General features: G+C 36.1%; 22 protein-coding genes and 2 pseudogenes. 14 read left to right on the plus strand and 10 right to left on the minus strand.

Annotated elements, in window-relative coordinates; translation table 11 throughout:
* Nucleotides 1-20: 20 nt before the first annotated feature.
* The 5 genes from AW14_RS08940 to AW14_RS08950 all read left to right on the plus strand — a co-directional run bounded on the left by AW14_RS08940 (nt 21) and on the right by AW14_RS08950 (nt 3,993).
* Complete coding sequence (locus AW14_RS08940) at nt 21-785, plus strand: virulence RhuM family protein (protein ID WP_245617577.1); 765 nt, start codon at nt 21-23, stop codon at nt 783-785.
* The gene (locus AW14_RS15115; RefSeq protein ID WP_245617646.1) at nt 754-846 is read left to right on the plus strand and encodes a Fic family protein; all 93 of its coding nucleotides are present in this window, start codon (nt 754-756) and stop codon (nt 844-846) included. Before AW14_RS08940 ends, AW14_RS15115 begins: the two co-directional genes overlap by 32 nt.
* The gene (locus AW14_RS15120) at nt 836-976 is read left to right on the plus strand and encodes a hypothetical protein (protein WP_245617578.1); all 141 of its coding nucleotides are present in this window, start codon (nt 836-838) and stop codon (nt 974-976) included. The genes AW14_RS15115 and AW14_RS15120 overlap by 11 nt, the downstream gene beginning before the upstream one ends.
* Before the next feature lie 142 nt (nt 977-1,118).
* Nucleotides 1,119-3,410 (plus strand): type IA DNA topoisomerase, encoded by a 2,292-nt coding sequence (locus AW14_RS08945; protein WP_044638498.1) that lies wholly within the window; start codon nt 1,119-1,121, stop codon nt 3,408-3,410.
* Complete coding sequence (locus AW14_RS08950; protein ID WP_044638499.1) at nt 3,397-3,993, plus strand: pseudouridine synthase; 597 nt, start codon at nt 3,397-3,399, stop codon at nt 3,991-3,993. Before AW14_RS08945 ends, AW14_RS08950 begins: the two co-directional genes overlap by 14 nt.
* Before the next feature lie 51 nt (nt 3,994-4,044).
* On the opposite strand, the gene AW14_RS08955 is transcribed toward AW14_RS08950, so the two are convergent.
* The gene (locus tag AW14_RS08955; RefSeq protein ID WP_044638500.1) at nt 4,045-4,677 is read right to left on the minus strand and encodes a hypothetical protein; all 633 of its coding nucleotides are present in this window, start codon (nt 4,675-4,677) and stop codon (nt 4,045-4,047) included.
* A 3-nt stretch (nt 4,678-4,680) separates the two neighbouring features.
* The gene (locus AW14_RS08960; RefSeq protein ID WP_044638501.1) at nt 4,681-5,175 is read right to left on the minus strand and encodes an RNA polymerase sigma factor; all 495 of its coding nucleotides are present in this window, start codon (nt 5,173-5,175) and stop codon (nt 4,681-4,683) included.
* A gap of 486 nt (nt 5,176-5,661) precedes the next feature.
* Here AW14_RS08960 and AW14_RS08965 point away from each other — a divergent pair, with 486 nt between their 5' ends.
* From AW14_RS08965 to AW14_RS08980, 5 genes are all read left to right on the plus strand, one after another.
* Nucleotides 5,662-6,402, plus strand: coding sequence for an energy transducer TonB (locus tag AW14_RS08965; RefSeq protein WP_044638502.1), 741 nt, complete (start codon nt 5,662-5,664; stop codon nt 6,400-6,402).
* Between the two features lie 327 nt (nt 6,403-6,729).
* Complete coding sequence (locus AW14_RS15250) at nt 6,730-7,071, plus strand: hypothetical protein (RefSeq protein ID WP_316930025.1); 342 nt, start codon at nt 6,730-6,732, stop codon at nt 7,069-7,071.
* Between the two features lie 60 nt (nt 7,072-7,131).
* Nucleotides 7,132-8,070: a 2TM domain-containing protein gene (locus AW14_RS08970; RefSeq protein ID WP_316930026.1), complete on the plus strand. Its 939-nt coding sequence runs from the start codon at nt 7,132-7,134 to the stop codon at nt 8,068-8,070.
* A 12-nt stretch (nt 8,071-8,082) separates the two neighbouring features.
* Nucleotides 8,083-8,412: a 2TM domain-containing protein gene (locus AW14_RS08975; protein WP_044638503.1), complete on the plus strand. Its 330-nt coding sequence runs from the start codon at nt 8,083-8,085 to the stop codon at nt 8,410-8,412.
* 112 nt (nt 8,413-8,524) lie between these two features.
* The gene (locus AW14_RS08980; protein ID WP_044638504.1) at nt 8,525-9,283 is read left to right on the plus strand and encodes a LytR/AlgR family response regulator transcription factor; all 759 of its coding nucleotides are present in this window, start codon (nt 8,525-8,527) and stop codon (nt 9,281-9,283) included.
* Here the strand turns inward: AW14_RS08980 and lpxD are convergent.
* Nucleotides 9,280-10,329 carry a UDP-3-O-(3-hydroxymyristoyl)glucosamine N-acyltransferase gene (gene lpxD / locus AW14_RS08985; RefSeq protein WP_044638505.1) on the minus strand — a complete coding sequence of 350 codons (1,050 nt, stop codon included), beginning with the start codon at nt 10,327-10,329 and terminating at the stop codon, nt 9,280-9,282. The two genes, AW14_RS08980 and lpxD, sit on opposite strands and share 4 nt — an antisense overlap.
* A gap of 32 nt (nt 10,330-10,361) precedes the next feature.
* A complete protein-coding gene (locus AW14_RS08990) occupies nt 10,362-11,534 on the minus strand; it encodes an LETM1-related biofilm-associated protein (RefSeq protein WP_044638506.1) in 1,173 nt (390 codons plus the stop codon).
* 152 nt (nt 11,535-11,686) lie between these two features.
* Between AW14_RS08990 and AW14_RS15255 the strand changes: the two are divergent.
* A pseudogene (locus AW14_RS15255) lies at nt 11,687-12,808 on the plus strand (DUF4331 family protein).
* Here AW14_RS15255 and AW14_RS09005 read toward each other — a convergent pair.
* A complete protein-coding gene (locus AW14_RS09005) occupies nt 12,716-13,594 on the minus strand; it encodes a recombinase family protein (protein ID WP_044638508.1) in 879 nt (292 codons plus the stop codon). The pseudogene AW14_RS15255 and the gene AW14_RS09005 overlap by 93 nt on opposite strands.
* A 55-nt stretch (nt 13,595-13,649) precedes the next feature.
* Between AW14_RS09005 and AW14_RS09010 the strand changes: the two are divergent.
* From AW14_RS09010 to AW14_RS09020, 3 genes and pseudogenes are all read left to right on the plus strand, one after another.
* A pseudogene (locus AW14_RS09010) lies at nt 13,650-13,856 on the plus strand (DUF4331 family protein); the annotation flags it as partial.
* Nucleotides 13,857-13,948: 92 nt separating this feature from the next.
* Nucleotides 13,949-15,238, plus strand: coding sequence for a tetratricopeptide repeat protein (locus AW14_RS09015; protein WP_044638509.1), 1,290 nt, complete (start codon nt 13,949-13,951; stop codon nt 15,236-15,238).
* A 9-nt stretch (nt 15,239-15,247) separates the two neighbouring features.
* Entirely contained in the window at nt 15,248-17,482 is a 2,235-nt protein-coding gene (locus AW14_RS09020) for a TonB-dependent receptor (protein WP_044638510.1), read from the plus strand.
* 437 nt (nt 17,483-17,919) lie between these two features.
* Here the strand turns inward: AW14_RS09020 and secA are convergent, their stop codons facing one another.
* The 5 genes from secA to AW14_RS09040 form a co-directional block, all read right to left on the minus strand.
* Entirely contained in the window at nt 17,920-21,273 is a 3,354-nt protein-coding gene (gene secA / locus AW14_RS09025; RefSeq protein ID WP_044638511.1) for a preprotein translocase subunit SecA, read from the minus strand.
* A 159-nt stretch (nt 21,274-21,432) separates the two neighbouring features.
* Nucleotides 21,433-21,654 (minus strand): DUF2795 domain-containing protein, encoded by a 222-nt coding sequence (locus AW14_RS09030; RefSeq protein ID WP_044638512.1) that lies wholly within the window; start codon nt 21,652-21,654, stop codon nt 21,433-21,435.
* Between the two features lie 214 nt (nt 21,655-21,868).
* On the minus strand, nt 21,869-22,441 hold the full coding sequence (locus tag AW14_RS09035; RefSeq protein ID WP_044638513.1) for a cob(I)yrinic acid a,c-diamide adenosyltransferase: 573 nt from the start codon (nt 22,439-22,441) through the stop codon (nt 21,869-21,871).
* 95 nt (nt 22,442-22,536) lie between these two features.
* Nucleotides 22,537-22,659: a hypothetical protein gene (locus tag AW14_RS15195; protein WP_262506694.1), complete on the minus strand. Its 123-nt coding sequence runs from the start codon at nt 22,657-22,659 to the stop codon at nt 22,537-22,539.
* Nucleotides 22,660-22,913: 254 nt separating this feature from the next.
* The gene (locus tag AW14_RS09040; protein ID WP_044638514.1) at nt 22,914-23,687 is read right to left on the minus strand and encodes an O-methyltransferase; all 774 of its coding nucleotides are present in this window, start codon (nt 23,685-23,687) and stop codon (nt 22,914-22,916) included.
* Nucleotides 23,688-23,777 lie beyond the last annotated feature (90 nt).

Raw genomic sequence — 23,777 nt, forward strand, 5'->3', positions numbered from 1 at the left:
TTATAAGCCACCTTATTTAAATGAGCGAAATAATTAAATATGAGTCTGTTAACAATCAAGTTCAAGTAGAAGTTGAATTTGATGGAAATACGGTTTGGTTAAACCTAAAACAATTGGCAACACCATTTAATAGATATAAATCTGTAATTTCAAGACATTTAAGTAAGATTTTTGATACTAAAGAACTGGATAAACAAGCAGTTGTTGCAAAAAATACAACAACTGCTTCTGATGGAAAAATTTATCAAGTAGAATACTATAATTTAGATGCTATTTTGTCTGTTGGATATCGCTTTAATTCAAAACAAGGCACACAATTTCGAATATGGGCAAATAATATTCTAAAAGAATACTTAGTAAAAGGTTATACTTTAAACGAAAAGCGTTTAGCGCAAAAGGAGCAAGAGGTAAGTGTTTTAAAAAATGGCATTCAAATATTAAGTAGAGCCATTGAAGAAAAAGCTTCTAATAATCAATGGTTAGCTGCTTTTTCGAAAGGCTTGAGTTTGTTAGACGATTACGATCATGAAGCATTAGATGCCAAAGGTTTAACCATAAGAGAAGCAAATTATCCAGGTTTAGAAGATTATCAAATATTAATCAATCAAATGCTAAACGAATTTGATTCGGATGTATTTGGAAAAGAAAAAGATGAGAGTTTTAAAAGTTCCATAGCTCAAATAGCAAAAGGATACGGAGAAGAAGATTTCTATTCCACATTAGAAGAAAAAGCCACTATGCTCTTATACCTACATTGTCAAGAATCATTCATTTGTAGATGGTAATAAACGAATTGCAGCTGCCTGTTTTTTTAAAATTTTTAAAACAAAACAACATGCTTTTTAATAGTAAACAAGAACCAATAATTAGCAACGATACGCTGGCGAGTTTTACATTGTTTATTGCTTCAAGTAAACCTGAAGAAATGGAAACTGTTAAGCGTTTGGTGATAAGTGTTTTAAATAGAAATAAATAAATTTATTTTTAAAACAAAACAATTCTTTGTAAAAACGGCTTTAATATAAAAACTTTCAAAACCCGTTAATAACTACTAACAACTCCCATGGTTATTTTAACTTCAAATTCATAATTTGCAAGCCAATTAGAAATGAGTTTAAGTGAAAGTTTGTATTGCAGAAAAACCAAGTGTTGCCCGAGAAATAGCGGCTGTTTTAGGCGCTAATACCAAGCATGATGGGTATTACGAAGGTAATGGATACGCCGTTACATACACTTTTGGGCATTTATGTACTCTAAAAGAACCCAACGATTATAAACCACATTGGAAAAGTTGGGATTTAAACAATCTTCCTATGTTACCCGAAAAGTTTGAAACTAAGGTATCGGCAAATTCGGGTATTCAAAAACAATTTAAAATAGTAAAAAGCCTTTTCGAAAAAGCCGAAGTGGTTATAAACTGTGGGGATGCCGGACAAGAAGGCGAGCTTATTCAGCGCTGGGTGTTAAATCAGGCTAATTATAAAGGCGATGTGCTGCGTTTATGGATTTCGTCGTTAACCACCGAGGCGATTAAAGAAGGTTTCGAGAATTTAAAACCTTCGGCGCAATACGATAACTTATTTTATGCGGGCTTTTCGAGGGCTATTGGCGACTGGCTTTTAGGTATGAATGCCACCAGACTTTACACCCTTAAGCACGGCGCGAATAAGCAGGTATTGTCTATTGGTAGGGTGCAAACACCTACACTTGCCATGGTAGTGAACCGATTTAAAGAAATTGAAAATTTTAAACCACAACCATACTGGGAATTACAAACCCTTTACCGAGATACCTTATTTAGTTACGAAGACGGTCGTTTTTTAAAAAAGGAAGATGGCGAACTTCTAGCAAATAAAGTAAAAGAAAGCGATTTTGAAATTGTTTCTATCGAAAAGAAAAAAGGCAGTGAGTATGCACCTAAATTATTCGATTTAACAGGTTTGCAGGTGTATTGTAATAATAAATTTGGGTTTTCGGCCGATGAAACCTTAAAAATAGCCCAGTCGCTTTACGAACAAAAAGTAGTAACCTATCCCAGAGTTGATACCACTTTTTTACCAAACGATGTTTATCCTAAAGTAGAAGGCATTTTAAGAAAACTTACAAAATACAATGCCTTAACCCAACCGCTTTTAGGAAAGAAAATTAAAAAATCGACCAAGGTTTTTAACGATAAAAAAGTAACCGATCACCACGCGATTATTCCAACAGGTATGGAAACCCAGTTGCCATATAACCAGCAACAGGTTTACGATATTATTGTGAGACGATTTATTGCCGTGTTTTATGAGGATTGTTCGGTAGCAAACACCACTGTTATGGGAAAAGCTGCCGAAGTACCGTTTAAAACCACAGGTAAGGAAATATTAAAAAAAGGGTGGCGTATTGTTTTTGAAACCCCCAATGCTAAAGAAAAAGAATCGGGTATTTTACCAACGTTTACCGAAGGCGAAAAAGGCCCTCACGAACCTTCGTTTTTAGAGAAGGAAACCAAACCACCCAATCAGTTTACAGAAGCTTCGCTGCTTCGCGCTATGGAAACAGCAGGTAAGCAGGTCGACGATGAGGATTTACGCGAACTTATGAAGGAAAATGGTATTGGAAGACCTTCTACACGAGCCAATATTATTGAAACCCTTTTTAAGCGTAAATACATTATGCGTAACAAAAAGCAGGTGTTGCCAACGCAAACAGGTATTCAGTTAATTGATACCATACAAAACGATTTGCTAAAATCTGCCGAGTTAACAGGAAGCTGGGAAAAGCAATTAAAAGATATTGAAAAAGGGGTGTTTAGTGCCGCAGCTTTTATAAATAACATGAAACGCATGGTTGATGCTTTGGTGTACGAAGTAAGAAGCGAAACCACCCGCGCTAATATTTCGCATGCCGCCACTGTAAAAAAAGCCGAAGCCCAGGAAGCAAAGAAACCCAAAGGTATTCTAGCGCAAAGCTGCCCAAAATGTAAGCGTGGGCATATTTTAAAAGGGAAATCGGCTTATGGGTGTAGCGCGTATAAATCGGGTTGCGATTTTGTGCTGCCTTTTAGTTTTTTAGGTAAGAAAATATCTGAAAAACAATTCATTCGATTGTTTGAAAAGGGGTCGACGGTTAATTTGAAGGGTTTTAAAACCAAAAATGGCGATGAGGTTGAAGGTTTAGTACGATTTGACGATGCTTTTAAATTAAAGCTAGAGCCTAAAAAAGGAGCTGTAAAGGCGGTTCCAGACGAATTAACTTGTCCGAAATGCAAAAAAGGTACTGTTATTAAAGGCAAAACGGCTTACGGTTGCAGTGCTTATAAATCGGGATGCGATTTTAAAGTGTCGTTTGAGGCAGTTAGAGCTAAAATAAACGGACAAAAGCCCACCAAGGAGCTTGTTTATAATATTTTGAATGGAAGCGCTTAAAACGACTCACAGGCATTTTATAGTTTATAAACCCTATGGGGTTTTGAGTCAGTTTGGTAGTAACGATAGCAAGCAGCAATCTAAAAAGTTTTTAGGTATATTACATGATTTTCCCGAAGGGATTATGCCTATTGGTCGTTTAGATGAAAAAAGTGAGGGCTTGTTATTATTAACCACCGATGGTAAAATGAGCGACTTTGTAAATAGCCAAAAGGTTGAAAAGGAATATTATGCTCTGGTTAACGGCGCTATAACCGATGCTGAGATTGAGCAGCTTAAATTGGGCGTAGAAATAGGTTTTAATGGCAAAAAATATGTCACGAAGCCTTGCAAAGCTTTCAAGTTAGAACAAGAACCTAATTTGCCGGTACGTTCTAAGAAAATACGCGATGACCGCCATGGCCCAACCACTTGGATTTCTATCACGTTAAATGAAGGTAAGTTTAGGCAGGTGCGAAAAATGACATCGGCTGTGGGGTTTCCTACCTTGCGTTTGGTACGTGTTAGGGTAGGATCCATTTCACTAAACACCATGCAAGTGGGCGATGTTATAGAGTTGGCTGATTTGCGCGTTAGGGATTGAAGCAAGCTACCGTGTAGCGCGTAAAGCCCGACCTGAAAGGGAACGCCCTAATTAAACTTCTAACTTTTTTAATTCTTTGTAGTTTCGGTTTAAACGTTTTAGTAGTAAGCCGTATAAGAGGCGGTAAAAAAGCCATATTATAACAACAAATCCGGCAACTGTACCTAAAATTATTAAGCAGGAGAGCATGAGCTGGTTATTGTTAAAATGCTCTAGTTTTTCCGATACTATTGGGTCTTTAGTAAAGGCAAAGTAAAAGCCAATAAGTAATGAAACTCCGGCAACTATTAAATTGTAAAGCACATAATATTTAACGATTTTACGTGTTTTTAAAATGCTTTCCATGAGTTTTTTTGCGTTGTCTGTTACCGAAATAGACTGGTACGATTTGTATAACAGGTAGATAAAAAGCAGGATAACGCCATAAGTAAATAGGGTAATGGCTGTAAAAACGGTGTCGTTGGGAAAAACGGCGTCTAATTTTTCCTTATAATCTTCTGAGCTAAAATAGGGGAGGGTGTTTAATAAAATCCAGAAAACAAGTTCGGCAATGCTAATGTAAAAGAGCGTCTTAACAATGGAAGACGATTTCTTTTGTAGCATTTTGTATATATCGGAAGCTGTTAAGGTGCGTTGTTCTTTATGCTTGTTCCAGTCCTTTTTTAGTAAATCTAATTCGTCCATGGCTTAGGGATTTAAAATGGTTTTTAGTTTTGTTTTAATTCGATTCATCTTCACGCGGGCATTCACTTCACTAATTCCCAATGTTTCACTAATTTCTCTATAGTCTTTGTCTTCTAAATAAAGAAAAACCAATGCTTTTTCAATGTCGTTTAATTGGTGTACGGCTTTATAAAGAACTTTTAATTGTTGTTCTTCGGTGTCGTCGTAAGCTTCGGCGGTTATTTTAAATTCTACACCTTCAAAATCTTGTGTGTTAATGGTACGCTTCGATTTTCTGTAGAGGGTAATGGCGGTATTTAAACCGACACGGTACATCCAGGTGCTAAATTTTGCATCGCCACGAAACTTAGGATAGGCTTTCCAGAGTTGTATGGTAATCTCTTGAAACAAATCGTTGTGCGCGTCGTAATTATTGGTGTACAAACGGCAAACTTTGTGTACAATATTTTGGTGCTTTTCCAGCAGCTCTACAAAACTATGTTCAAGTTCTTTTTTCAATGTTTTGGTTTGGTTACTATATAAGTAGTTTTAAGTTTTGAATTGTTACAGTTGAGTAAAAATAATTATTTTTTTAAGAAGATTTTAATTAAAAAATAGGGGTGATTTTAAAATAGATAGGCTTGCTTTTGTTAATTTTTTAAAGTTAAACTAAGAGTTTAATTAATTATTCTAAGTATTTGGTTTGTAAATTTTTAAATACTATGTATAGATATTTTCTATAGTAGGTTTTTGGGTTAAAAATACCCGTTTTGAAGTGGTTTGATATAGCTAATATATAAAAAAATAATAAGCCAAATTTTGGGTGTTATTTTGGTTTTAATAATTAAAAATAGCGATGCGTATTGCATTATTTTTGTACATCTAAAAACTTGAAAATGTATCTTATTTTAAATTTTTTTTAGGTGTTTTCTGGTTTAGATATGATAAATATCATAGTTGAACCTTGGCTTAAATTTTACCTTTAGGATATAAAAATTAGTAGTCATGGTATCCAAAAAAAATCCAGAATTAGAAATAGGTAGAAATAGTAGTTTGTATTTTGCTATAGGTTTAAATTTAATGTTACTATTAACTTGGCGTGCTCTAGAATTTAAAACTTACGAAAAGGAAGAAGTTGATGTAGGTATAGTAAGTATGGATGCTCAAGTTGAGGAAGATATTCCTATTGTAACCATGAGAATATCAACACCACCACCGCCACCGCCACCCACTGTTATTCAGGAAAATATAGAAATAGTTGAAGATGAGGTAGAAGTAGAAGAAACCGTTTTCGAAAGTACCGAGACTAATCAAAATGATGCCATTGTAGAAAAAGGTGAGGTTGTGGGTATTGGAGATGTGCGGGTTGAAGCAGTTGAAGAAGAAGTAGAGGTTGCATTTGCAATTATAGAAGATGTTCCTGTGTTTCCTGGATGTGAAGGTTTGTCTAAGGAAGCTACCAAAAAGTGTTTTGAGAAAAAAGTGCAAAAACATGTTGTAGATAACTTTAATTATCCAGAGGATGCTTTAAGTCTTGGTATTCAAGGGCGTGTATCTGTTTTGTTTATAATTGATAATAAAGGCTTAATAACCAATGTGCGTTCACGTGGTCCAGATAAAATTTTAGAAAAAGAAGCCGAACGAATTATAAAGCTATTACCCAAAATGAAACCCGGAATGCAACGAGGTCGTCCTGTTAAAGTGGCGTATGCTGTTCCAATTTTCTTTAAAATGGGTAACGGTTAAAGTGAATGTAAATATTTGAGATTACGTATTTATTTATAAAACCAAGAAGCTGTAATTAAGTTTCTTGGTTTTTTTTGTGTTTAATATGCGCTCTAATACAGTTCGTCTTTAAAAACTAACAGTTCGGTTATTTGCTTTTTTAAAGCTATTATTGTTATATCAAATTTGTGTCGTAATTATAAAACAATAACATCATGACACATCCTAAAAACATTCCTAAGCAAGAATTTAAAAATAGCTTTCAAGTTTTTGTTAACTTTAAAACCGAAACGCGTAATTAAAAAACAAATCTATTAAATTAACATAGAGCAAATTAAGATATTTTATATGAACAAATGGATTAAAAATATATTTATAACTTTTCTAATTGGGTGCAGCATTTTTCTACTCGATTTTTTACTAAATAAAGGTTATAAATTCGATACCCTAGAACAGATTTTGATTGATTTTGCTTTCTATCAATTGTATTCTTTTGTTTTGGGCTATTCTAACATGTTTTATTTCGATTTCCTAGAAAGACGCTCTTGGTCTCAAAAAAGTGGCTTAAAACGCATCATAATCGGTATTTTGGGCTCGGTAATAATAACTTTAGTAGGCTTATTTGTGTTAAGATCTGGAACGGCTGTTTTTTATAAAGGCTACACGTTTCAGTTTTTTATCGCTAACTAGAAGTTTCAGTATTACCAATTCGGACTCTGGGTTACGCTTTTCATTGTTGGTATCTTTCATTTGCTATTCTTTTACAACCGCTATCAACAAAACAAATTAAAAGAACAAAAAGTTATAGCAGGTACGGCCAGCGCGAAGTTCGATGCGTTAAAAAACCAGTTAGATCCTCACTTTTTATTTAATAGTTTAAATGTTTTAACCAGCTTAATCGAAGAAAATCCAGAACAGGCACAAAAATTCACAACCTCCTTATCAAAGGTATATCGCTACGTTTTAGAGCAAAAAAACAAAGAACTGGTGCTGGTCGACGAGGAGTTGGAATTCGCAAAAACCTACATGTCGCTTTTAAAAATGCGCTTTGAAGATAGTATTGTTTTCGATATACCAGCGCAGTCAAAAAATCCCGAAAGCAAAGTTGTGCCACTGGCGCTGCAATTACTCTTAGAGAATGCTGTAAAGCACAATATGGTTACGCCCAGTCGCCCTTTGCACATTAAAATTTACGAACAAGACCAGCAATTAATTGTAGAAAACAATTTGCAACCCAAACAAATAGTTAAAAAAAGTAGTGGTGTGGGACTAAACAACATCAAACAGCGCTACGATTTACTAACAAACAAAAAAATTAATATTCAACAAGAAGCAAACCGTTTTGCAGTAGCAATACCTATGCTTACAAAACAAATAACCATCATGCATACAACAACAAATTCAATGATAGACGATAGCTACGTGCGTGCGCGCAAACACGTAGAAGAATTAAAAGGCTTTTATTACAGTTTAATTTCGTACTGCCTAGTCATTCCTTTTCTCATATTTGTAAACTATAAAACTTACTGGCATTTCCAATGGTTTTGGTTTCCTATGTTAGGCTGGGGACTTGGTTTAAGCATCCAGGCATTCCGTGTATTTGTAAGCAATAAATTTTTAGGAGGCAGCTGGGAAAAGCGAAAAATCGAACAATTTATGCGCGAAGAAGAAAAAAAACAATGGCATTAAAAACTCAAAACAATGAACACATCCAATCAACATACGCAATCCCAATTCGATAGAGAAAACGCTTACCTACGAGCCGAAAAGCGCATTAAAATGCTAAAAGGCTTCTATTGGCATCTGTTTTGGTACCTGGTAATTAACATCTTTTTACTGGTTATGCTGGCCATTAACGTAAAGAACTTCGACTTATGGCGCGCCGAAAATTTTTCAACCGCATTCTTCTGGGGCATCGGTTTGGGGTTTCATGCGCTCGGGGTTTTTGGCGGCAACCTACTCTTTTCTAAAGACTGGGAAGCGCGGGTCATTCAAAAATATCAAGACAAAGAAAACAAACGTTGGGAGTAACATATTTAGGGCGTTCCCTTTCAGGTCGGGCTTTCCGCGCTACACGGTAGCCCGCTCCAATCCCTAACACAACAACCAAAGTATCATTCCAAATTAAAAAATAAATCATCCTATGAAGGTTCTTATCATCGAAGACGAAAAACCATCGGCACGCCGCTTACAACGCATGTTAAATGCACTAAACATAGAAGTAGAAACCCTGCTGCATTCCGTAGAAGAATCTATAAACTGGTTTCAAAACCACCCGCATCCCGATTTAATATTCTTAGATATTCAATTAAGCGACGGCTTATCGTTCGAAATTTTCGAGGCTATCGAAATAAAAAGTGCCGTAATTTTTACAACTGCTTACGACGAGTATGCGCTGCAAGCCTTCAAATTAAATAGCATCGATTATCTTTTAAAACCCATCGACGATACCGATTTGGCAAATGCAGTAGAAAAGTATCAAGAACGCACCCCAAAACACCAACCCGTTTCCATCGATTTTAATGATATCAAAAAATTGCTTGTAAATCCCGTAGACCGCAGTTATAAAAAACGCTTTTCGGTAAAAGTGGGTCAGCACCTAAAACTAATAAATATCGATGATGTGGAGTGTTTTTATAGCGAAAATAAAGGCACTTACCTCTATACAACCGAAGGAAGAAACTATTTGCTAGACACCACCTTAGAGGTGTTGGAAAACGAGTTAGAGCCACAAACCTTTTTTCGGATAAACCGAAAATTCTTTGTAAACATTAATGCTATAAAAGATATGGTAAGTTATACCAACTCCCGTTTGCAAATAAAATTAAATACGTATAACGAAGACACGGTTATTGTAGCTCGCGAGCGTGTTAAAGATTTTAAAACCTGGCTAGAGGCTTAGCTTTGTTGTTTGGCTAATTTGCGCATAACCACCCACTGTTTTAGCATATCGCGAGCGTCTTGTGCGGGGTAGCCTAATACGGTTTTGCCGGCTTCAACATCGCCAACCACTCCCGAACCAGCGCCTATAGTGGCCCCCGAATGAATGGTGGTATGGTCTTTAATAGAAGCACTGCCGCCGATAATAACGCCGTCGCCCAAGGTAACAGAACCTGCGAGTCCGCTATGGCCAGCCATAATACAAAAACGACCCATAACACTGTTGTGAGCAATTTGAACTAAATTATCTATTTTACAGCCATCGCCAATAATAGTGGCGCTAAATTTGGCACGGTCTACACAAGAATTCGCGCCTATTTCTACATAATGACCAATAATAACATGTCCTATTTGTGGTATTTTTACCAATCCGCGACCATCGTCACTGGGTCTGTATCCAAAACCATCGGCTCCAATGCTAACGTTTGTATGAAAAATACAGTGGCTGCCAATAATACAACGCTCTCTTATCACTGTTCCAGACCAAACAGTGGTGTGGTTTCCTATGGTTGTTTCATCAAATACACAAACGTTAGGGTATAAAACCACGCCGTCGCCCAATTGTACATCTTTACCAATGTAGCAATGTGCGCCTATTTTACAATCTTTTCCTAGGGTTGCTGTTTCGTGTATAACCGCTGTTGGATGAATTTGAGTATCGAATACGGGTGGTGCCGGGTTGAATAACTCCAAAACCTTAGCCATAGCCAAATCGGCATTTTTCACCTTAATAAGCGCCCTGTTGTCGCCAGTTTCCACAGTTAAATTGTCGTTTATAATGGCAGCACTGGCCTTAGAAGTTTCCCATTGTTTTAAGTATTTACTACTTCCTATAAAGGTTATGTGGTTTTCTTGGGCTGCTTTTAATTGCTCTGGTCCTTTAATAAGGTTTGTAGTTGTGCCAATTAATTCACCTTGTAAAAAGGTGTTAATAGCTTCAATGGTGTAAGATTTTTTCAAAAAAGGCTTATTAGTTAGTTCGAACGAAGTCCTTGTAAAACTAAACATAAAAACCAAATAAATAAGTAAATATCAATTATTTATTCTTCCAGCCTGTTTTCATCAAAAGCCGAAGGAAGTAATTTAGGAATCACTTTAATAACCAACGGTAGTAAAATGGCGCCGCCAGGAAGTAAAAATATGGCTAAACTTGGTATCGATTTAAAAATGTCTAATAACTGCTCGTGTACTTTTTTTTGTTCTTCGGCATTTAAATCTCTTACTGTCGATTGGGTTAGTAATACCATTAATTCTTTGCTGTCTTTTAATTCCTGGTACAAGCGTTTACTGTTTCTAGTAATTAATTTCATAACCATTTTACTAGAGTTGTTATAAAAGCTTTGTATGATGTTTTTAGAATTTAAAAGGGCGATACGGTCTTTATTAGTCGTATAAAAACTGGTAATAGCAGCAATGCTTTTGTTAATGGTGTCGCTGTCTACATTTAAATCGGTTCCCAATTGAATTAAATAGCGTTTTTCGGTAGGGTCTATGGTTTTATCGCTCCAGGTTGCCATACACGCCAGGTCCATAATATAAAGTTTCTCTAACGGGTTTTTAATGTTTGCAATGGCTTCTTCATAGCTTATGCTGTGGTTAGAATGAAAGCGCAACGACGATTCAAAAAGTTTAATTAAACTTTCGTCGTATTGGTTTTTAACTTCTTTGGCATTTAAAACATCTAAAGTAATGGTTTCAATAGCCGCTTCGAGGTACTTTATATAGTCAATAGAAATAGAGGCTGTTTTTAAATATTGTTCGTAAGCCAGTACATCAACATTTAATAAAGCATTAATAATGATGTAGTTAAAGTTTTTGGTAATAAAGTTAGCATCAATTTGAACCCGCTTATGAATAATCTTTTCTAGTTGTTCGTGCGATTTGTTTCCGCCAAGTAATCCCTTAAAAAAAGAAGTTTTTAATTCGTTAATCTGGGTGTAAAAATCAATGACACTTTCGGTAAACGGTATATTGGAGTCTGAATGGGCGTGGGTATGCAGTAAGGCCAGACACAAATTGGTTTTACAAAGTTCTTCATCGGTTAAATCCTTTTTGGTTATTACCTGGTTTACAACTTCCAAGTTGTTACCATAAATAAAACCACAGCTCCGAAGGGCTTCGTAAAACGGCTCCTTACTCAGGTTTAAAAAAGTATCATTTTTAGATACAATCTTAAGTAATTTCTTTATCCAACCAATGCCAGAAGGGTTCATTGTTTTTTTTTATTTAACGCTATAAATGTAGTGTTTTAGGCTAAAATAAAGAAAATAATTGCATTAACATTATTTTAACAAAACCGCTCTTCTTGTTTCTTCGTAGGTATGCATGAGAACCACATAATTAACTTAAATAAAATCTCAGAAAAATGAAAAATTTAAAAACAGTATTAGGAATTGGAGTTATAGCGGTAGCTAGTTTCTTCATCATTGCAGCCGATCACATTGATGCACCTGCAGTAAAAGGGGGTAGTAGTGATATTACCGATTTTTATGCCTTCCAGGGGCAAGACACAAACAATATCGTGTTTGTTGCCAATTTACAAGGCTTATTAAGTCCGATGGCAACCAGCGAAGCCATGTTTCAAGAAGATGTGTTAATTGAATTTAATATTGACAACACAGGCGACAATGTAGAAGATTTAGTAATTCAAGCCATTCCAAGAAACGGTACGATGTACTTCTTTGGTCCGGTAGCGCCTGCAAAACCAGGTTTAGAAAGCACCATCATGACCAATGCAACAGCCATGGGTAGTGTTGCAATTACACTTTACGGTACAAATGCTATTACAAGTTCAAATGCAGGCATGAAGTTTTTTGCAGGACCACGCGACGATCCTTTCTTTATGGATTTTGCTCAATATTCTGCCATTATTGGTGGTACAGCAGCAGGGTTTAACAATCCGGGTGCCGATACTTTTGCAGGCAGTAATGTATTATCTGTAGTTGTTGAGGTTCCTAAATCGATGATTGGCGGTACAGGCACTATTAATACCTGGGTAGAATCTAAAAGAAAATAAAACATAACAACCTTAAAATTTACAATTATGAAACGTATAAACAATATAAAAGTATTCGCAGTAGCACTAGCTGTATCCTTAGTTTCCTTTAACTGTAACGATAACGATAGCGATAAAATGATGAATATGGGACCTGATTTCTCGGGGATTTACATGCAAGAAGATCAAATGGGACGACCAGCGGTAAACACCGTTTTTGTATCGGCCTCAAGCAAAGATAATTTTAATGTTACAGAGCCTTCTAAACAAAATGCGGCTTTTCAAAGCATGTTTCAAACCAACTTGCAAGCCTTAAGTCCGGCGTTTGCAAATGCGGGCGATAAAAATGCTTTAAACCTAGATGCAGCTGCCTTTACAGGTATTCTGGCAACCGATGTTTTAAATGTTTACCAGACGGGACATATCCTTAAAATTAGGATTGTCCCGTTTTTTTTTACTCTGAAAACCCGTATTAATACTGGATATTTTTAAAAGTAAGGGGTTAATATCGCTGGTTTGAACTTTTTTATTTTGAAAACCGAATTTATTTGGAAATATCAAACCGGTAAGGAGTCTTTTGTTGTGAATATCACCATCAACGTATTGTTTATCAAAGTTTTGTAATTTAGATAAGCCTTTTTTATAAGTTTCAAAAATATCTTTCTGTTTATTTTGAGCCTGTTCTAAAAGTTCAAGCTCATCCAAAATATCCTGATATCTTTTTTTAGCCTGAGTGTACTCTGATTTATCCATTTGACCATCAATAAACAAGTCTTGAATTTTGATAAGTTTATCATTTATGAGTTTGACTTTCTCGTAATGTTTAGGCCCTAGTTTAGAAGTCAGTAATTGCTTTTGAAGTTGTTCCTTAATTATGATTTGTAAAAGTTCAAGAACAGGCTTATTAAGTGTGATGCTTTTTAAAAAAGACATAAACGACGTTTCGGCCTCTTCAATGCGATACCTGCCTTTGCACGGGCTAATACAGTGATAATAGGCGTAATGTTCAGAGCGACCTTTGCAAACACTGGCAGTCAGAGGTCTGTTGCACTCAGGGCACAGCAAAAACCCTTTTAGGGGAAATTTAGTATTTATTCTGCTGTGCGTTACGTGATGCTTTTTCTTTTTAGCATCAAGTACCACCTGAACCTGGTCAAAAAGCTTTTTAGAAACGATAGGCTCATGAATACCATCCACAATAATTTCAGGCTCATCCTTATAAGCTTTAACAAAAACACCACCATAATAGATAGGATTTCTAAGAATAATAGAAAACATAGATTTAGAACTTTTTAAACCTTTACTATTGAGTTTGGTAAGGACTTCCTTTTGCGTATCCTTAGATGGGCCAACAACGTTTTATGACGGAACCAATGTGCTTACCGGTAGAAATTTAACCGATGATGTTATTACCGTAGAATTGTTATTGATTTTTGGTGGTGAAGATTTTTCAGAAAATCCAACACTTTCAGACGATAACGTAAGTAGTAATGACAAGGCATTTTCAGCGTCATTTCCTTATTTAGCTTCTCCTTGGTAGAAGTTCATGCATACTCTGGAGTCTTTCTCTCAACTTTCTTAGACTCCAGAGTTTTTATTTCAAACAAAAAATAATAACCAAAAATCAAAATTATGACTTTACGACTTATAACGCTGTTTTGTACACTGGTATCCGTGCTAAGTTGTACAATATCACCAAAACAAGTAACCCAAGTACAACAGTATGAAGCTTATTTGCTTCCTGATAATAACCCCGATTTAAAAACTACAGCCGCCGAATTAGCCTTCTGGAAAGCTAAGCACCAAAAGCACCCCGAACAATTTCCTTATGTTGCTAAAATAGCATCTTGCTACAACCATTTATTTGGTATTACTGGCGATATCGATTGTTTGAAATTAGCAGAAACCTATTATATGCAAGCTGTTGAAATGACGCACTACACCAATAGTGGTTACTTAAAAAGTTTAGCATCAAATTATATTTCACAACATAAATTTAAAGCGGCCTTAGCTTTATTGAAAAAAGCCGAAACCATTGGCGACCATTTAGAAGGTACTCAAAAAATGTTATTTGATGTGCATTTAGAATTGGGTAATTACGATTTGGCTAAAACCTATTTAGATACCTTTAGCGACGATTCCGATTTCGATTATTTAATTCGAGTAGCCAAATGGAGTGATCACCGCGGTCAATTAGATGTTGCCATAAAATATTTAGAAAAAGCGAGAGACAAAGCAGAATTTGCCAATAACAAATCTGAAAAACAATGGATTTATACCAATTTAGCCGATTTTTATGGACACCATGGTAACATTGAAGCTTCTTACCAACACTTTTTAAAAGCTTTAGAATTGAATCCTAACGATGCCTATGCCAAAAAAGGTATTGCTTGGATTGTTTATTCTCATGAGAAAAATCCAAAGGAAGCCTTACGCATTATCGAATCGATTAGTAAAAATTATCATGATCCAGATTACTATTTATTACAAGCCGAAATCGCCGAATTTAAAGGCGATGATAAGTTAAAAGATGCATTTTTAAATACTTATAAGATTGCTGTAGATAATAACAACTATGGCGATATGTACAATAAGTATAATGCACTACTTTATGCCGAAAACAAAGCAGAGAGCGCTAAAGCCTTAAAAATAGCCCACCGAGAAATTAATAACCGACCAACACCACAGTCTTACGATTTGTTGGCATGGACGTATTTTAATCAGGGTGATTATAAAGATGCTTTGCAAGTGGTAGAAACGCATATTGATGGTAAAACATTTGAACCTGAGGTTTTATTTCATGCCGCTAAAATTTACAAAGCTTGCGGTGCGTTAAAAAAAGTTAATGTTTTGAAAAAAGAATTACAGGAAAGTACTTTTGAGCTCGGTCCCTTAATGGCTCAAAAAATAGAAAACATTTAAACAAAATTTATGAAAACCGACCGTTTACTTTACCTGATGCTCTTCATTTTTACGGTGAATGCTATGTATTCACAACAAATAAAAGGTGTTGTGGTTAACAGCTATAAGCAACCATTAGAAGGGGCTTATGTTTATAATTTAAATTCTAAAAGTCATGCCCATACCGCCGAAAGTGGGGTGTTTAATTTAGAAAACACGCGTGTAAACGATACTTTAAAAATTGGTTTACTGGGCTTCAAAACCAAAAAAATCGTAGTAACCGATTCAAATTTTAAAGGAACACTCGATATTGTTTTAGAAGAAAAATCTTTTCAGTTAGATGAATTGATATTAACCGAAACATTAAACACCGTAAGTACCATCTCTCGAATGGATTTAAATACAACTCCCGTAAATTCATCACAGGAAATTTTACGAAAAGTACCTGGCTTAATCATTGGCCAGCATGCTGGGGGCGGTAAAGCCGAACAGCTATTCTTAAGAGGTTTCGATATCGATCATGGTACCGATGTTTCTTTAAATGTAGATGGAATGCCTGTAAATATGGTGTCTCATGCACACGGACAAGGGTATAGCGATTTGCATTTTGTCATTCCTGAAACCGTGAATAAAATCGATTTTGGAAAAGGAGCCTATTATGCGCATCGTGGTGATTTTGCCACTGCAGGTTACGTCGATTTTTCAACAAAAGATTATTTAAAACATAATTTAGTATCTGTTTCGGCAGGGCAGTTTAACTCGGTTCGTACTTTAGGAATGTTTAATTTACTAGACAATTCTAACAATCAAAATGCTTATATAACTACAGAATATATCGCTACCGATGGTCCTTTCGATTCTCCACAAAATTTTAACCGACTTAATTTATTTGGAAAATATGTGGCATACACACCCAATAACGATAAAATCGCTTTAACTGTATCGCACTTTACCAGTCGTTGGGATGCTTCAGGGCAAATACCACAACGTGAAGTCGATAACGGCAACATAAGTCGTTTTGGAGCTATCGATGATACCGAAGGCGGAAATACCCAACGCACCAACATTAATGTAGCCTTTAATAAGCATGTATCAGATAAAAGTTCTTTAAAAACCAATGCGTTTTACAGTCATTATGGTTTCGAATTGTATTCTAATTTTACTTTTTTCCTTGAAGATCCTATAAATGGCGATCAGATAAAGCAACAGGAAGACCGACAAATTTTAGGGTTTAATACGGCCATTACTAATGAGATGTATTTAGGAAATACTCCGGTAAAAACGACTTCAGGACTTAGTTTAAGACACGATATTGTGAATGATATTGAACTTTCACATACATTAAATAGAAAAACAACCTTAGAGCAAATTCAGTTGGGCGATTTAAATCAAACCAACATCAGTGCCTTTACTCAGGCCGAATTCGATTTTGGAAAATTAAAAATAGCACCTGCTTTAAGACTCGATTATTTCAAGTTTTTATATAACGACCAGTTAATTCCAAACTACAGCCCCCAGGCTGAGACCAAGACAATTATGAGTCCGAAACTTAATTTTTATTACGATGCTGCAAAACATTGGCAGCTGTATTTAAAATCGGGACTAGGGTTTCATTCCAACGACACCCGCGTTATTGTTAGTCAGCAAGGAAAAGACGTTCTGCCAAGATCCTATGGTTTAGACCTTGGAAATGTATGGAAACCATCGCCTAAACTTATTGTAAACTCGGCTTTATGGTATATGTTTTTAGAGCAGGAATTTGTTTATGTAGGCGATGCCGGTATTGTAGAGCCTAGTGGAAAAACCGAACGCTACGGTTTAGATTTAGGCCTTCGTTACCAATTTAACGATTGGTTGTATTTCGATTCTGATGCCACATTAACCCACGCACGAAGCACCGAAGACCCTGAAGGACAAAATTATATTCCATTAGCACCCGATTTTACACTGGCAGGTGGTTTGTCGGTTAGCAATTTAGATGGATTTTCGGGAGGCATTCGTTATCGTTATGTCGACGACAGACCTGCCAACGAAGACAACTCTATCGTTGCACAAGGTTATTTTGTTACCGATTGTAATGTGAATTACACCTTTAAAAATATCACGCTGGGTCTTACTGTTGAGAATCTTTTTGATACCGATTGGAATGAAACGCAATTTGCAACCGAGTCGAGATTACGAAATGAAACACAATCGGTTGAAGAAATTCATTTCACTCCAGGCACACCCTTTTTTATGAAAGCAAGTATTTCGTATACATTTTAAAATATACTAGTAACTAATTTGAGGGGTTAGTTACTTGGTTACTAACAAGTGAAAAAGAAAATTGATTTTTGGTTTTTTGTTAGGGAAAGTGGCTCCATTATAATATTTATAATGGGGCCCTTTCTTATTTTAGGCGCGCCGTTGAATTTTAAATATATGTTATTATTCACCAATTTTAAGTGAAGTCATAGTAAGTGAGCCCGCTAAGGGTTTATCGTTACATATGGAAACCTGTTCGTTCGTTCTCTTTAATGGCATTCATTGGGCTTCCATGACTTAAGAACATCACAGGCATTTTGTGTGTGTAGCTCAAAGTATTAGAGAATTTATTTAAATCTTGTAAAGTCAGGGTGTTTTAAGTAAGCTCGTTTAATGGCTAAAAAAAATCCCTTTAGCATGCTAAAGGGATTTTTTTATAGGTATGATTTTTATTGTTATTAATTATCAATAATAACCCAATCACCTTTAGCTAATAACGGCTCGGCTTGTTTGTATTTAAGCGTTTTGTTTTCTCCGTTAATAACATGTTTTATTGTAACCTGATCGTTACGACCAATTTTTGGTCTGTCGCGTACAATAGTTTCTACAACCTGTGGTTGTTGTTGCGTATTGCTTGCTGCTCTATTTTGAGCCGAACGTTCATCAAGATTTGGTATTTCATCTTTTTGAATGTTTAGTTTTTCTTGCTTACGCGCTTTAGCTTCCTGAATAGTATCTTGCGTTTCCTGAGGTAATTCCCCTTTAAATAAGAATGAAATAACATCTTTATTTACCTCATCAATCATCGATTTAAACAATTCGAAGGCTTCAAACTTGTAAATAAGCAGCGGATCTTTTTGTTCGTGAACCGCTAGTTGTACCGATTGTTTTAGTTCGTCCATTTTACGTAAATGGGTTTTCCAAGCATCATCAATAATAGCTAAAGTGATGTTTTTCTCGAAATCGGTAATTAACTGTTTACCATTGGTTTCATAGGCCTTTTCTAGGTCTGTTACCACATTTAAGGTTTTAATACCATCGGTAAAAGGCACGACAATACGTTTGAATTTATCGCGTTGTGTTTCGTATACGTTTTTAATAACAGGAAATGCTAAATCGGCATTACGTGTCATTTTTTCTTTATAATGTTCGAAAGCAGCTTTGTACACCTTCGACGTTATTTCCTGAGCCGAAAGTTTACCAAATTCAGCATCCGAAAGGGGAGCACTCATAGAGAAATAACGAATCAATTCAAATTCGAAATTCTTGTAATCGTTTGCTGCTTTGTTAGATTCTACAATATTTTCGGCAGTATCAAAAAGCATGTTAGCCAAATCGACACGAAGACGCTCTCCAAACAAGGCGTGGTGACGACGTTTGTAAACCACCTCACGTTGGGCATTCATAACATCATCATACTCCAATAAACGTTTACGTACGCCAAAGTTGTTTTCTTCTACTTTTTTCTGTGCACGCTCAATAGATTTAGAAATCATAGAATGCTGAATCACTTCACCTTCTTTAAGGCCCATTCTATCCATCATTTTAGCAATACGCTCACTACCAAATAAACGCATTAAATTATCTTCTAACGACACATAAAACTGTGAGCTTCCTGGGTCTCCTTGACGACCTGCACGACCACGTAACTGGCGGTCTACACGACGCGAATCGTGACGTTCTGTACCAACAATAGCTAAACCACCGGCTTTTTTAACGGCATCGGTTAATTTAATATCGGTACCACGACCTGCCATATTGGTTGCAATGGTTACCTGTCCTGGTTGTCCAGCCTGCGCTACAATATCGGCTTCTTTTTTGTGAAGTTTCGCATTTAATACGTTGTGAGGTATTTTTCTAATGCTAAGCATTTTTGCTAACAACTCACTAATTTCTACCGACGTTGTACCAATTAAAACCGGGCGTCCTGCTTCCGATAATTTGGTAACATCTTCTATAACGGCATTGTATTTTTCACGTTTTGTTTTGTAAACTAAATCGTCTCTATCGTCGCGAGCAATAGGGCGGTTGGTTGGAATTTCAACCACATCTAATTTGTAAATTTCCCAGAATTCGCCCGCTTCTGTTACTGCTGTACCTGTCATACCCGACAGTTTGCGGTACATTCTAAAGTAATTTTGAAGTGTTACCGTTGCAAAGGTTTGGGTAGCATCTTCAATTTTTACATTCTCTTTCGCTTCAATCGCTTGGTGTAAACCATCGCTGTAACGACGCCCATCCATAATACGACCGGTTTGTTCGTCTACAATCATTACTTTATTATCAATCACCACATACTGGGTGTCTTTTTCAAATAAAGCATAGGCTTTTAAAAGCTGGTTTAAGGTGTGAATACGTTCCGATTTTACACCGAAATCTTTATAAAGCTCTTCTTTTAATTTGGCCTCTTCGGCAAGAGGTAATTTTTTATCTTCAATTTTGGCAATTTCCAATCCAATTTCTGGTAATACGAAGAAATCGGGGTTGTCTTTGCCAGAAATATAATCGATACCTTTTTCGGTTAATTCTACCTGATTGTTTTTTTCTTCAATTACATAGTACAACTCGGCGTCTACCTTAGGCATTTCGCGGTTGTTGTCTTGCATATAGAAGTTTTCAGTTTTTTGAAGCAGTTGTTTTACACCTTCTTCACTTAAAAACTTAATAAGGGCATTGTTTTTAGGGATACCACGGTAGGCACGTAACAATAAGAACCCACCTTCTTTAGTGTCTCCAGCATGAATTAATTTCTTAGCTTCGGCTAAAACACCTGTTAAGTATTTACGTTGCACGGCAACAATATCATCAACTTTTGGTTTTAACTCATTAAACTCATGGCGTTCACCTTGTGGTATCGGCCCCGAAATAATTAAGGGTGTACGCGCATCATCCACTAAAACAGAATCGACCTCATCGACAATAGCAAAATGGTGTGGGCGTTGTACTAAATCGTTTGGCGAATGTGCCATGTTATCACGTAGGTAATCGAAACCAAATTCGTTATTTGTACCGTAAGTAATATCGGAGTTATAAGCTTTTTTACGCGCTTCGGAGTTTGGCTGGTAATTGTCTATACAATCGACCGTTAAACCATGAAACTGAAATAAGGGCGCCATCCAGGCGCTATCACGTTTTGCTAGGTAGTCGTTTACTGTTACCAAGTGCACGCCTTTACCTGCTAATGCATTTAAGTACATAGGAAGCGTTGCTACCAAGGTTTTGCCTTCACCTGTTTGCATCTCTGCAATTTTACCCTGGTGCATGGCGATACCTCCAATAAGCTGTACATCGTAATGTACCATATCCCAGGTAATGGCTTTACCGGCAGCATCCCAAGAGTTTGCCCAAATGGCTTTCTCGTTGTCCAGCGTTACATAATCTTTATTAGCCGAAAGTTCTCTATCGAAACTATTAGCAGTAACCGTAATGGTTGCATTGTTTTTAAAACGTTTGGCGGTTTCTTTAACAACGGCAAAGGCTTCTGGTAAAATGTCGTTTAAAACATCTTCGGTAATTTTGTAAGCATCGTCCTTTAGTTTATCTATTTCGGTGTATAAATCTTCACGTAAATCGATATCTTCGGTGTTTTCGGCATCTTTAAGAAGTGCTTCAATTTTATCGTTAATAGGTTGGTTGGCTTCGGCTATTTTTGATTTAAAAGCGGCGGTTTTAGCTCGTAATTCGTCGTTCGATAGGCTTTCTAATGCCGCTTCAAAAGCCTTAATTTTATTTACAATAGGTGTGATGGCTTTCACATCTTGTTTCGATTTGTCGCCAACAAATACTTTAAGTACAGAATCTAAAAAACTCATGTGTTAATATGTTAAGTGGTTCTAGGTAAGTGCCTAGAGGTCATTTATTAATTTATAAAAATTTAATGCATCCAAAGATACATTTTGTAATAGGTTAATGTAAAATAATAACAAAAAAAAAGTCTCGATACGAGACTTTTAACTTTTCTTTATGCTTTATTAATATTCATCCTCATTCCAGAGGTAATCTTCATCTGTTGGATAGTCAGACCAAATTTCATCAATTGAATCGTAAGCATCACCTTCGTCTTCAATAGACTGTAAATTTTCAACAACTTCCAAAGGGGCACCAGTTCTAATAGCGTAATCTATTAATTCGTCTTTAGTTGCTGGCCAAGGTGCATCACTTAAATACGATGCTAATTCTAGAGTCCAATACATTTTTGTGCGTTTTAATTTTGTGCAAAAATAAATTTTTACTTTAAATATGCAAGGAAAAAATGAAATATTTAATTTTTATTTAAAAGAACGTTTTTTACTACGGTTCGCATAGTTTAAAATATGCTTACTTAATCAAGCGGTATCACTGCCACTGGCTTTTTGTTAACATTTGTTTTTGGATTAAAATCTTAAAACTGAGTGGTACGTTTTGAACCTACTGCTTTTCGGGAATCCACTTAATCTCGTTTGCTTTTAGTTCGTAAGACAACTTTCGTGCCAATACAAACAGGTAGTCAGAGAGTCGGTTTAAGTACATTAAAGTATTCGCATCTACGGGTGCTGTGTCATTAAGCATGGTTACCAAACGTTCGGCTCTACGGCACACACAGCGTGCTATGTGACAGAATGACACGGTTTGGTGTCCGCCAGGAAGCACAAAATGTGTCATAGGGGGTAATGCATCGTTCATGCAGTCCATTTCCAATTCTAAAAGCTGGATATTTTCAGTGGATATTTTTGGGATGTTTAAACGCTCTTTGCCATTTTTTAGGATGGCTTTATCAGGATCGGTAGCTAAAATAGCGCCAACCGTAAACAAACGATCCTGTATTTTTATGAGGATTTCTTTATAGTGATTATCAATGTCTTGGTCTCTTATAAGCCCTAAATACGAATTAAGTTCGTCTACAGTACCGTAGCTTTCAATTCGAATATGATGTTTGGGTACGCGTGTGCCTCCAAATAAAGCGGTGGTTCCTGTGTCGCCCGTTTTTGTGTAAATTTTCATGCTACCAAAGTTAGATATTAAAAGTTAAATATTTGAAAGGAAAAGTGAAAAGTTAAAAGTTAAAAATGAAAAATTAAAAGTGAAAAATGGGTTGTTTAATTGTTTAGTTGTTGGTTGTTGGTTGATGGTTGTTGGTTGTTGGTTGATGGTTGTTGGTTGTTGGTTTTTGGTTTTTGGTTCTCTGTTCTCTGTTCTATTTTCTTTGCTCTATGATCCATGCTCTTGATGTTAACTGAGATTTTAAAATTAAAAGATGGAAGAGCGCATATAGCTTAAAGCTCAAAGCATTTATGAATTATTTGCTCAATCTTTTGTTTATGGTTGTTAGTTGTTAGTTGATGGTTTTTGGTTCTCTGTTCTATGCTCTATTTTCTCTGTTCTATGCTCTTGGCTCTTTATTCTAGGTTAATGGATTGTAACTTCAATTGTATTAGTGAGTGGGCGAGTATGGTTGTTTCATTTTTGATGCCAATTACAGTCGGATTACAAAATGTTCTTTAGCTTGTTCTTTTCTAAAAAACACGAAGCCCCAATAGAAAGTATCGATAGTTACGGTTACTTTGGGATGTTGTTTGATGGTTTCCCAAGCATCAGTCATGTCTTTAGACCAATGAATGTCGTCGAAAATAAAAACGGTATCGTTGTGAATGCTTGGTAAAAGTGTTTCGAAATAGGCTAATGTGGCTTTTTTTTGGTGATTACCGTCAAAAAAAATGAGGTCGTAGGTATGGTTTTTTAAGGTGTTTAACGCTAGACCGAATTCGGAGGTGATGCTTGTAATATTATCGATTTGGTGCGCTTTAAACAAGTTTTTACTGGTTTCCGAAATATTGGAACAGCCTTCTACAGTGGTTATTTGTGCCTCGGGGTTTGCTAAGCCCATAGCATGTGTGGCAATTCCTAGCGAGGTTCCCAGTTCTAAGATGGTTTCGCTGTTAAAATATTGTACCAGTCTATATAACAAGCGCGATCTTTTGTTGGTTGTGCCTGCATACCTAGCTATATTCTTAATGCTACGTTGTGTTTTATTTCCTTTGTGTGAGCCCGCTCCAAAGTCGGTAACGGTTAGTGTGTTATTGTTTTTTAACAGGTCTTTTTTATAAGTAGCGATGTTTTTGTAAGCTTCAAATTTAGTTTTATTGTAAAAGCAGCGCGTTACTAAATTGAATACAAAAGGGGAGTGGACCCCGTGTTCGTTGGTTGATTTTAAAAGAAACTTTATGTATGCTGCTATTTGGTAAAACATATCTTTTTTACAGGTGGCAAATATACGAAGTTATTGGTTATTGGTTTTTGGTTGTTAGTTGTTAGTTGTTAGTTGTTAGTTGTTGGTTGA

Origin of the sequence: Siansivirga zeaxanthinifaciens CC-SAMT-1, assembly GCF_000941055.1 — a bacterium.
Classification (GTDB): domain Bacteria; phylum Bacteroidota; class Bacteroidia; order Flavobacteriales; family Flavobacteriaceae; genus Siansivirga; species Siansivirga zeaxanthinifaciens.

What these genes read in the sequence shown, in the direction of transcription:
- AW14_RS08990 (WP_044638506.1), bottom strand. Translation starts at nt 11,534, where the DNA reads ATGAACCCTTCTGGCATTGGTTGGATAAAGAAATTACTTAAGATTGTA.
- AW14_RS09040 (WP_044638514.1), bottom strand. Translation starts at nt 23,687, where the DNA reads ATGTTTTACCAAATAGCAGCATACATAAAGTTTCTTTTAAAATCAACC.
- AW14_RS09020 (WP_044638510.1), top strand. Translation starts at nt 15,248, where the DNA reads ATGAAAACCGACCGTTTACTTTACCTGATGCTCTTCATTTTTACGGTG.
- AW14_RS15120 (WP_245617578.1), top strand. Translation starts at nt 836, where the DNA reads ATGCTTTTTAATAGTAAACAAGAACCAATAATTAGCAACGATACGCTG.
- AW14_RS15195 (WP_262506694.1), bottom strand. Translation starts at nt 22,659, where the DNA reads ATGGATCATAGAGCAAAGAAAATAGAACAGAGAACAGAGAACCAAAAA.
- AW14_RS09030 (WP_044638512.1), bottom strand. Translation starts at nt 21,654, where the DNA reads ATGTATTGGACTCTAGAATTAGCATCGTATTTAAGTGATGCACCTTGG.
- AW14_RS08950 (WP_044638499.1), top strand. Translation starts at nt 3,397, where the DNA reads ATGGAAGCGCTTAAAACGACTCACAGGCATTTTATAGTTTATAAACCC.
- AW14_RS15250 (WP_316930025.1), top strand. Translation starts at nt 6,730, where the DNA reads ATGAACAAATGGATTAAAAATATATTTATAACTTTTCTAATTGGGTGC.
- secA (WP_044638511.1), bottom strand. Translation starts at nt 21,273, where the DNA reads ATGAGTTTTTTAGATTCTGTACTTAAAGTATTTGTTGGCGACAAATCG.
- AW14_RS08980 (WP_044638504.1), top strand. Translation starts at nt 8,525, where the DNA reads ATGAAGGTTCTTATCATCGAAGACGAAAAACCATCGGCACGCCGCTTA.
- AW14_RS09015 (WP_044638509.1), top strand. Translation starts at nt 13,949, where the DNA reads ATGACTTTACGACTTATAACGCTGTTTTGTACACTGGTATCCGTGCTA.
- AW14_RS09005 (WP_044638508.1), bottom strand. Translation starts at nt 13,594, where the DNA reads ATGTTTTCTATTATTCTTAGAAATCCTATCTATTATGGTGGTGTTTTT.
- AW14_RS08965 (WP_044638502.1), top strand. Translation starts at nt 5,662, where the DNA reads ATGGTATCCAAAAAAAATCCAGAATTAGAAATAGGTAGAAATAGTAGT.
- AW14_RS09035 (WP_044638513.1), bottom strand. Translation starts at nt 22,441, where the DNA reads ATGAAAATTTACACAAAAACGGGCGACACAGGAACCACCGCTTTATTT.
- AW14_RS08940 (WP_245617577.1), top strand. Translation starts at nt 21, where the DNA reads ATGAGCGAAATAATTAAATATGAGTCTGTTAACAATCAAGTTCAAGTA.
- lpxD (WP_044638505.1), bottom strand. Translation starts at nt 10,329, where the DNA reads ATGTTTAGTTTTACAAGGACTTCGTTCGAACTAACTAATAAGCCTTTT.
- AW14_RS08975 (WP_044638503.1), top strand. Translation starts at nt 8,083, where the DNA reads ATGAACACATCCAATCAACATACGCAATCCCAATTCGATAGAGAAAAC.
- AW14_RS08955 (WP_044638500.1), bottom strand. Translation starts at nt 4,677, where the DNA reads ATGGACGAATTAGATTTACTAAAAAAGGACTGGAACAAGCATAAAGAA.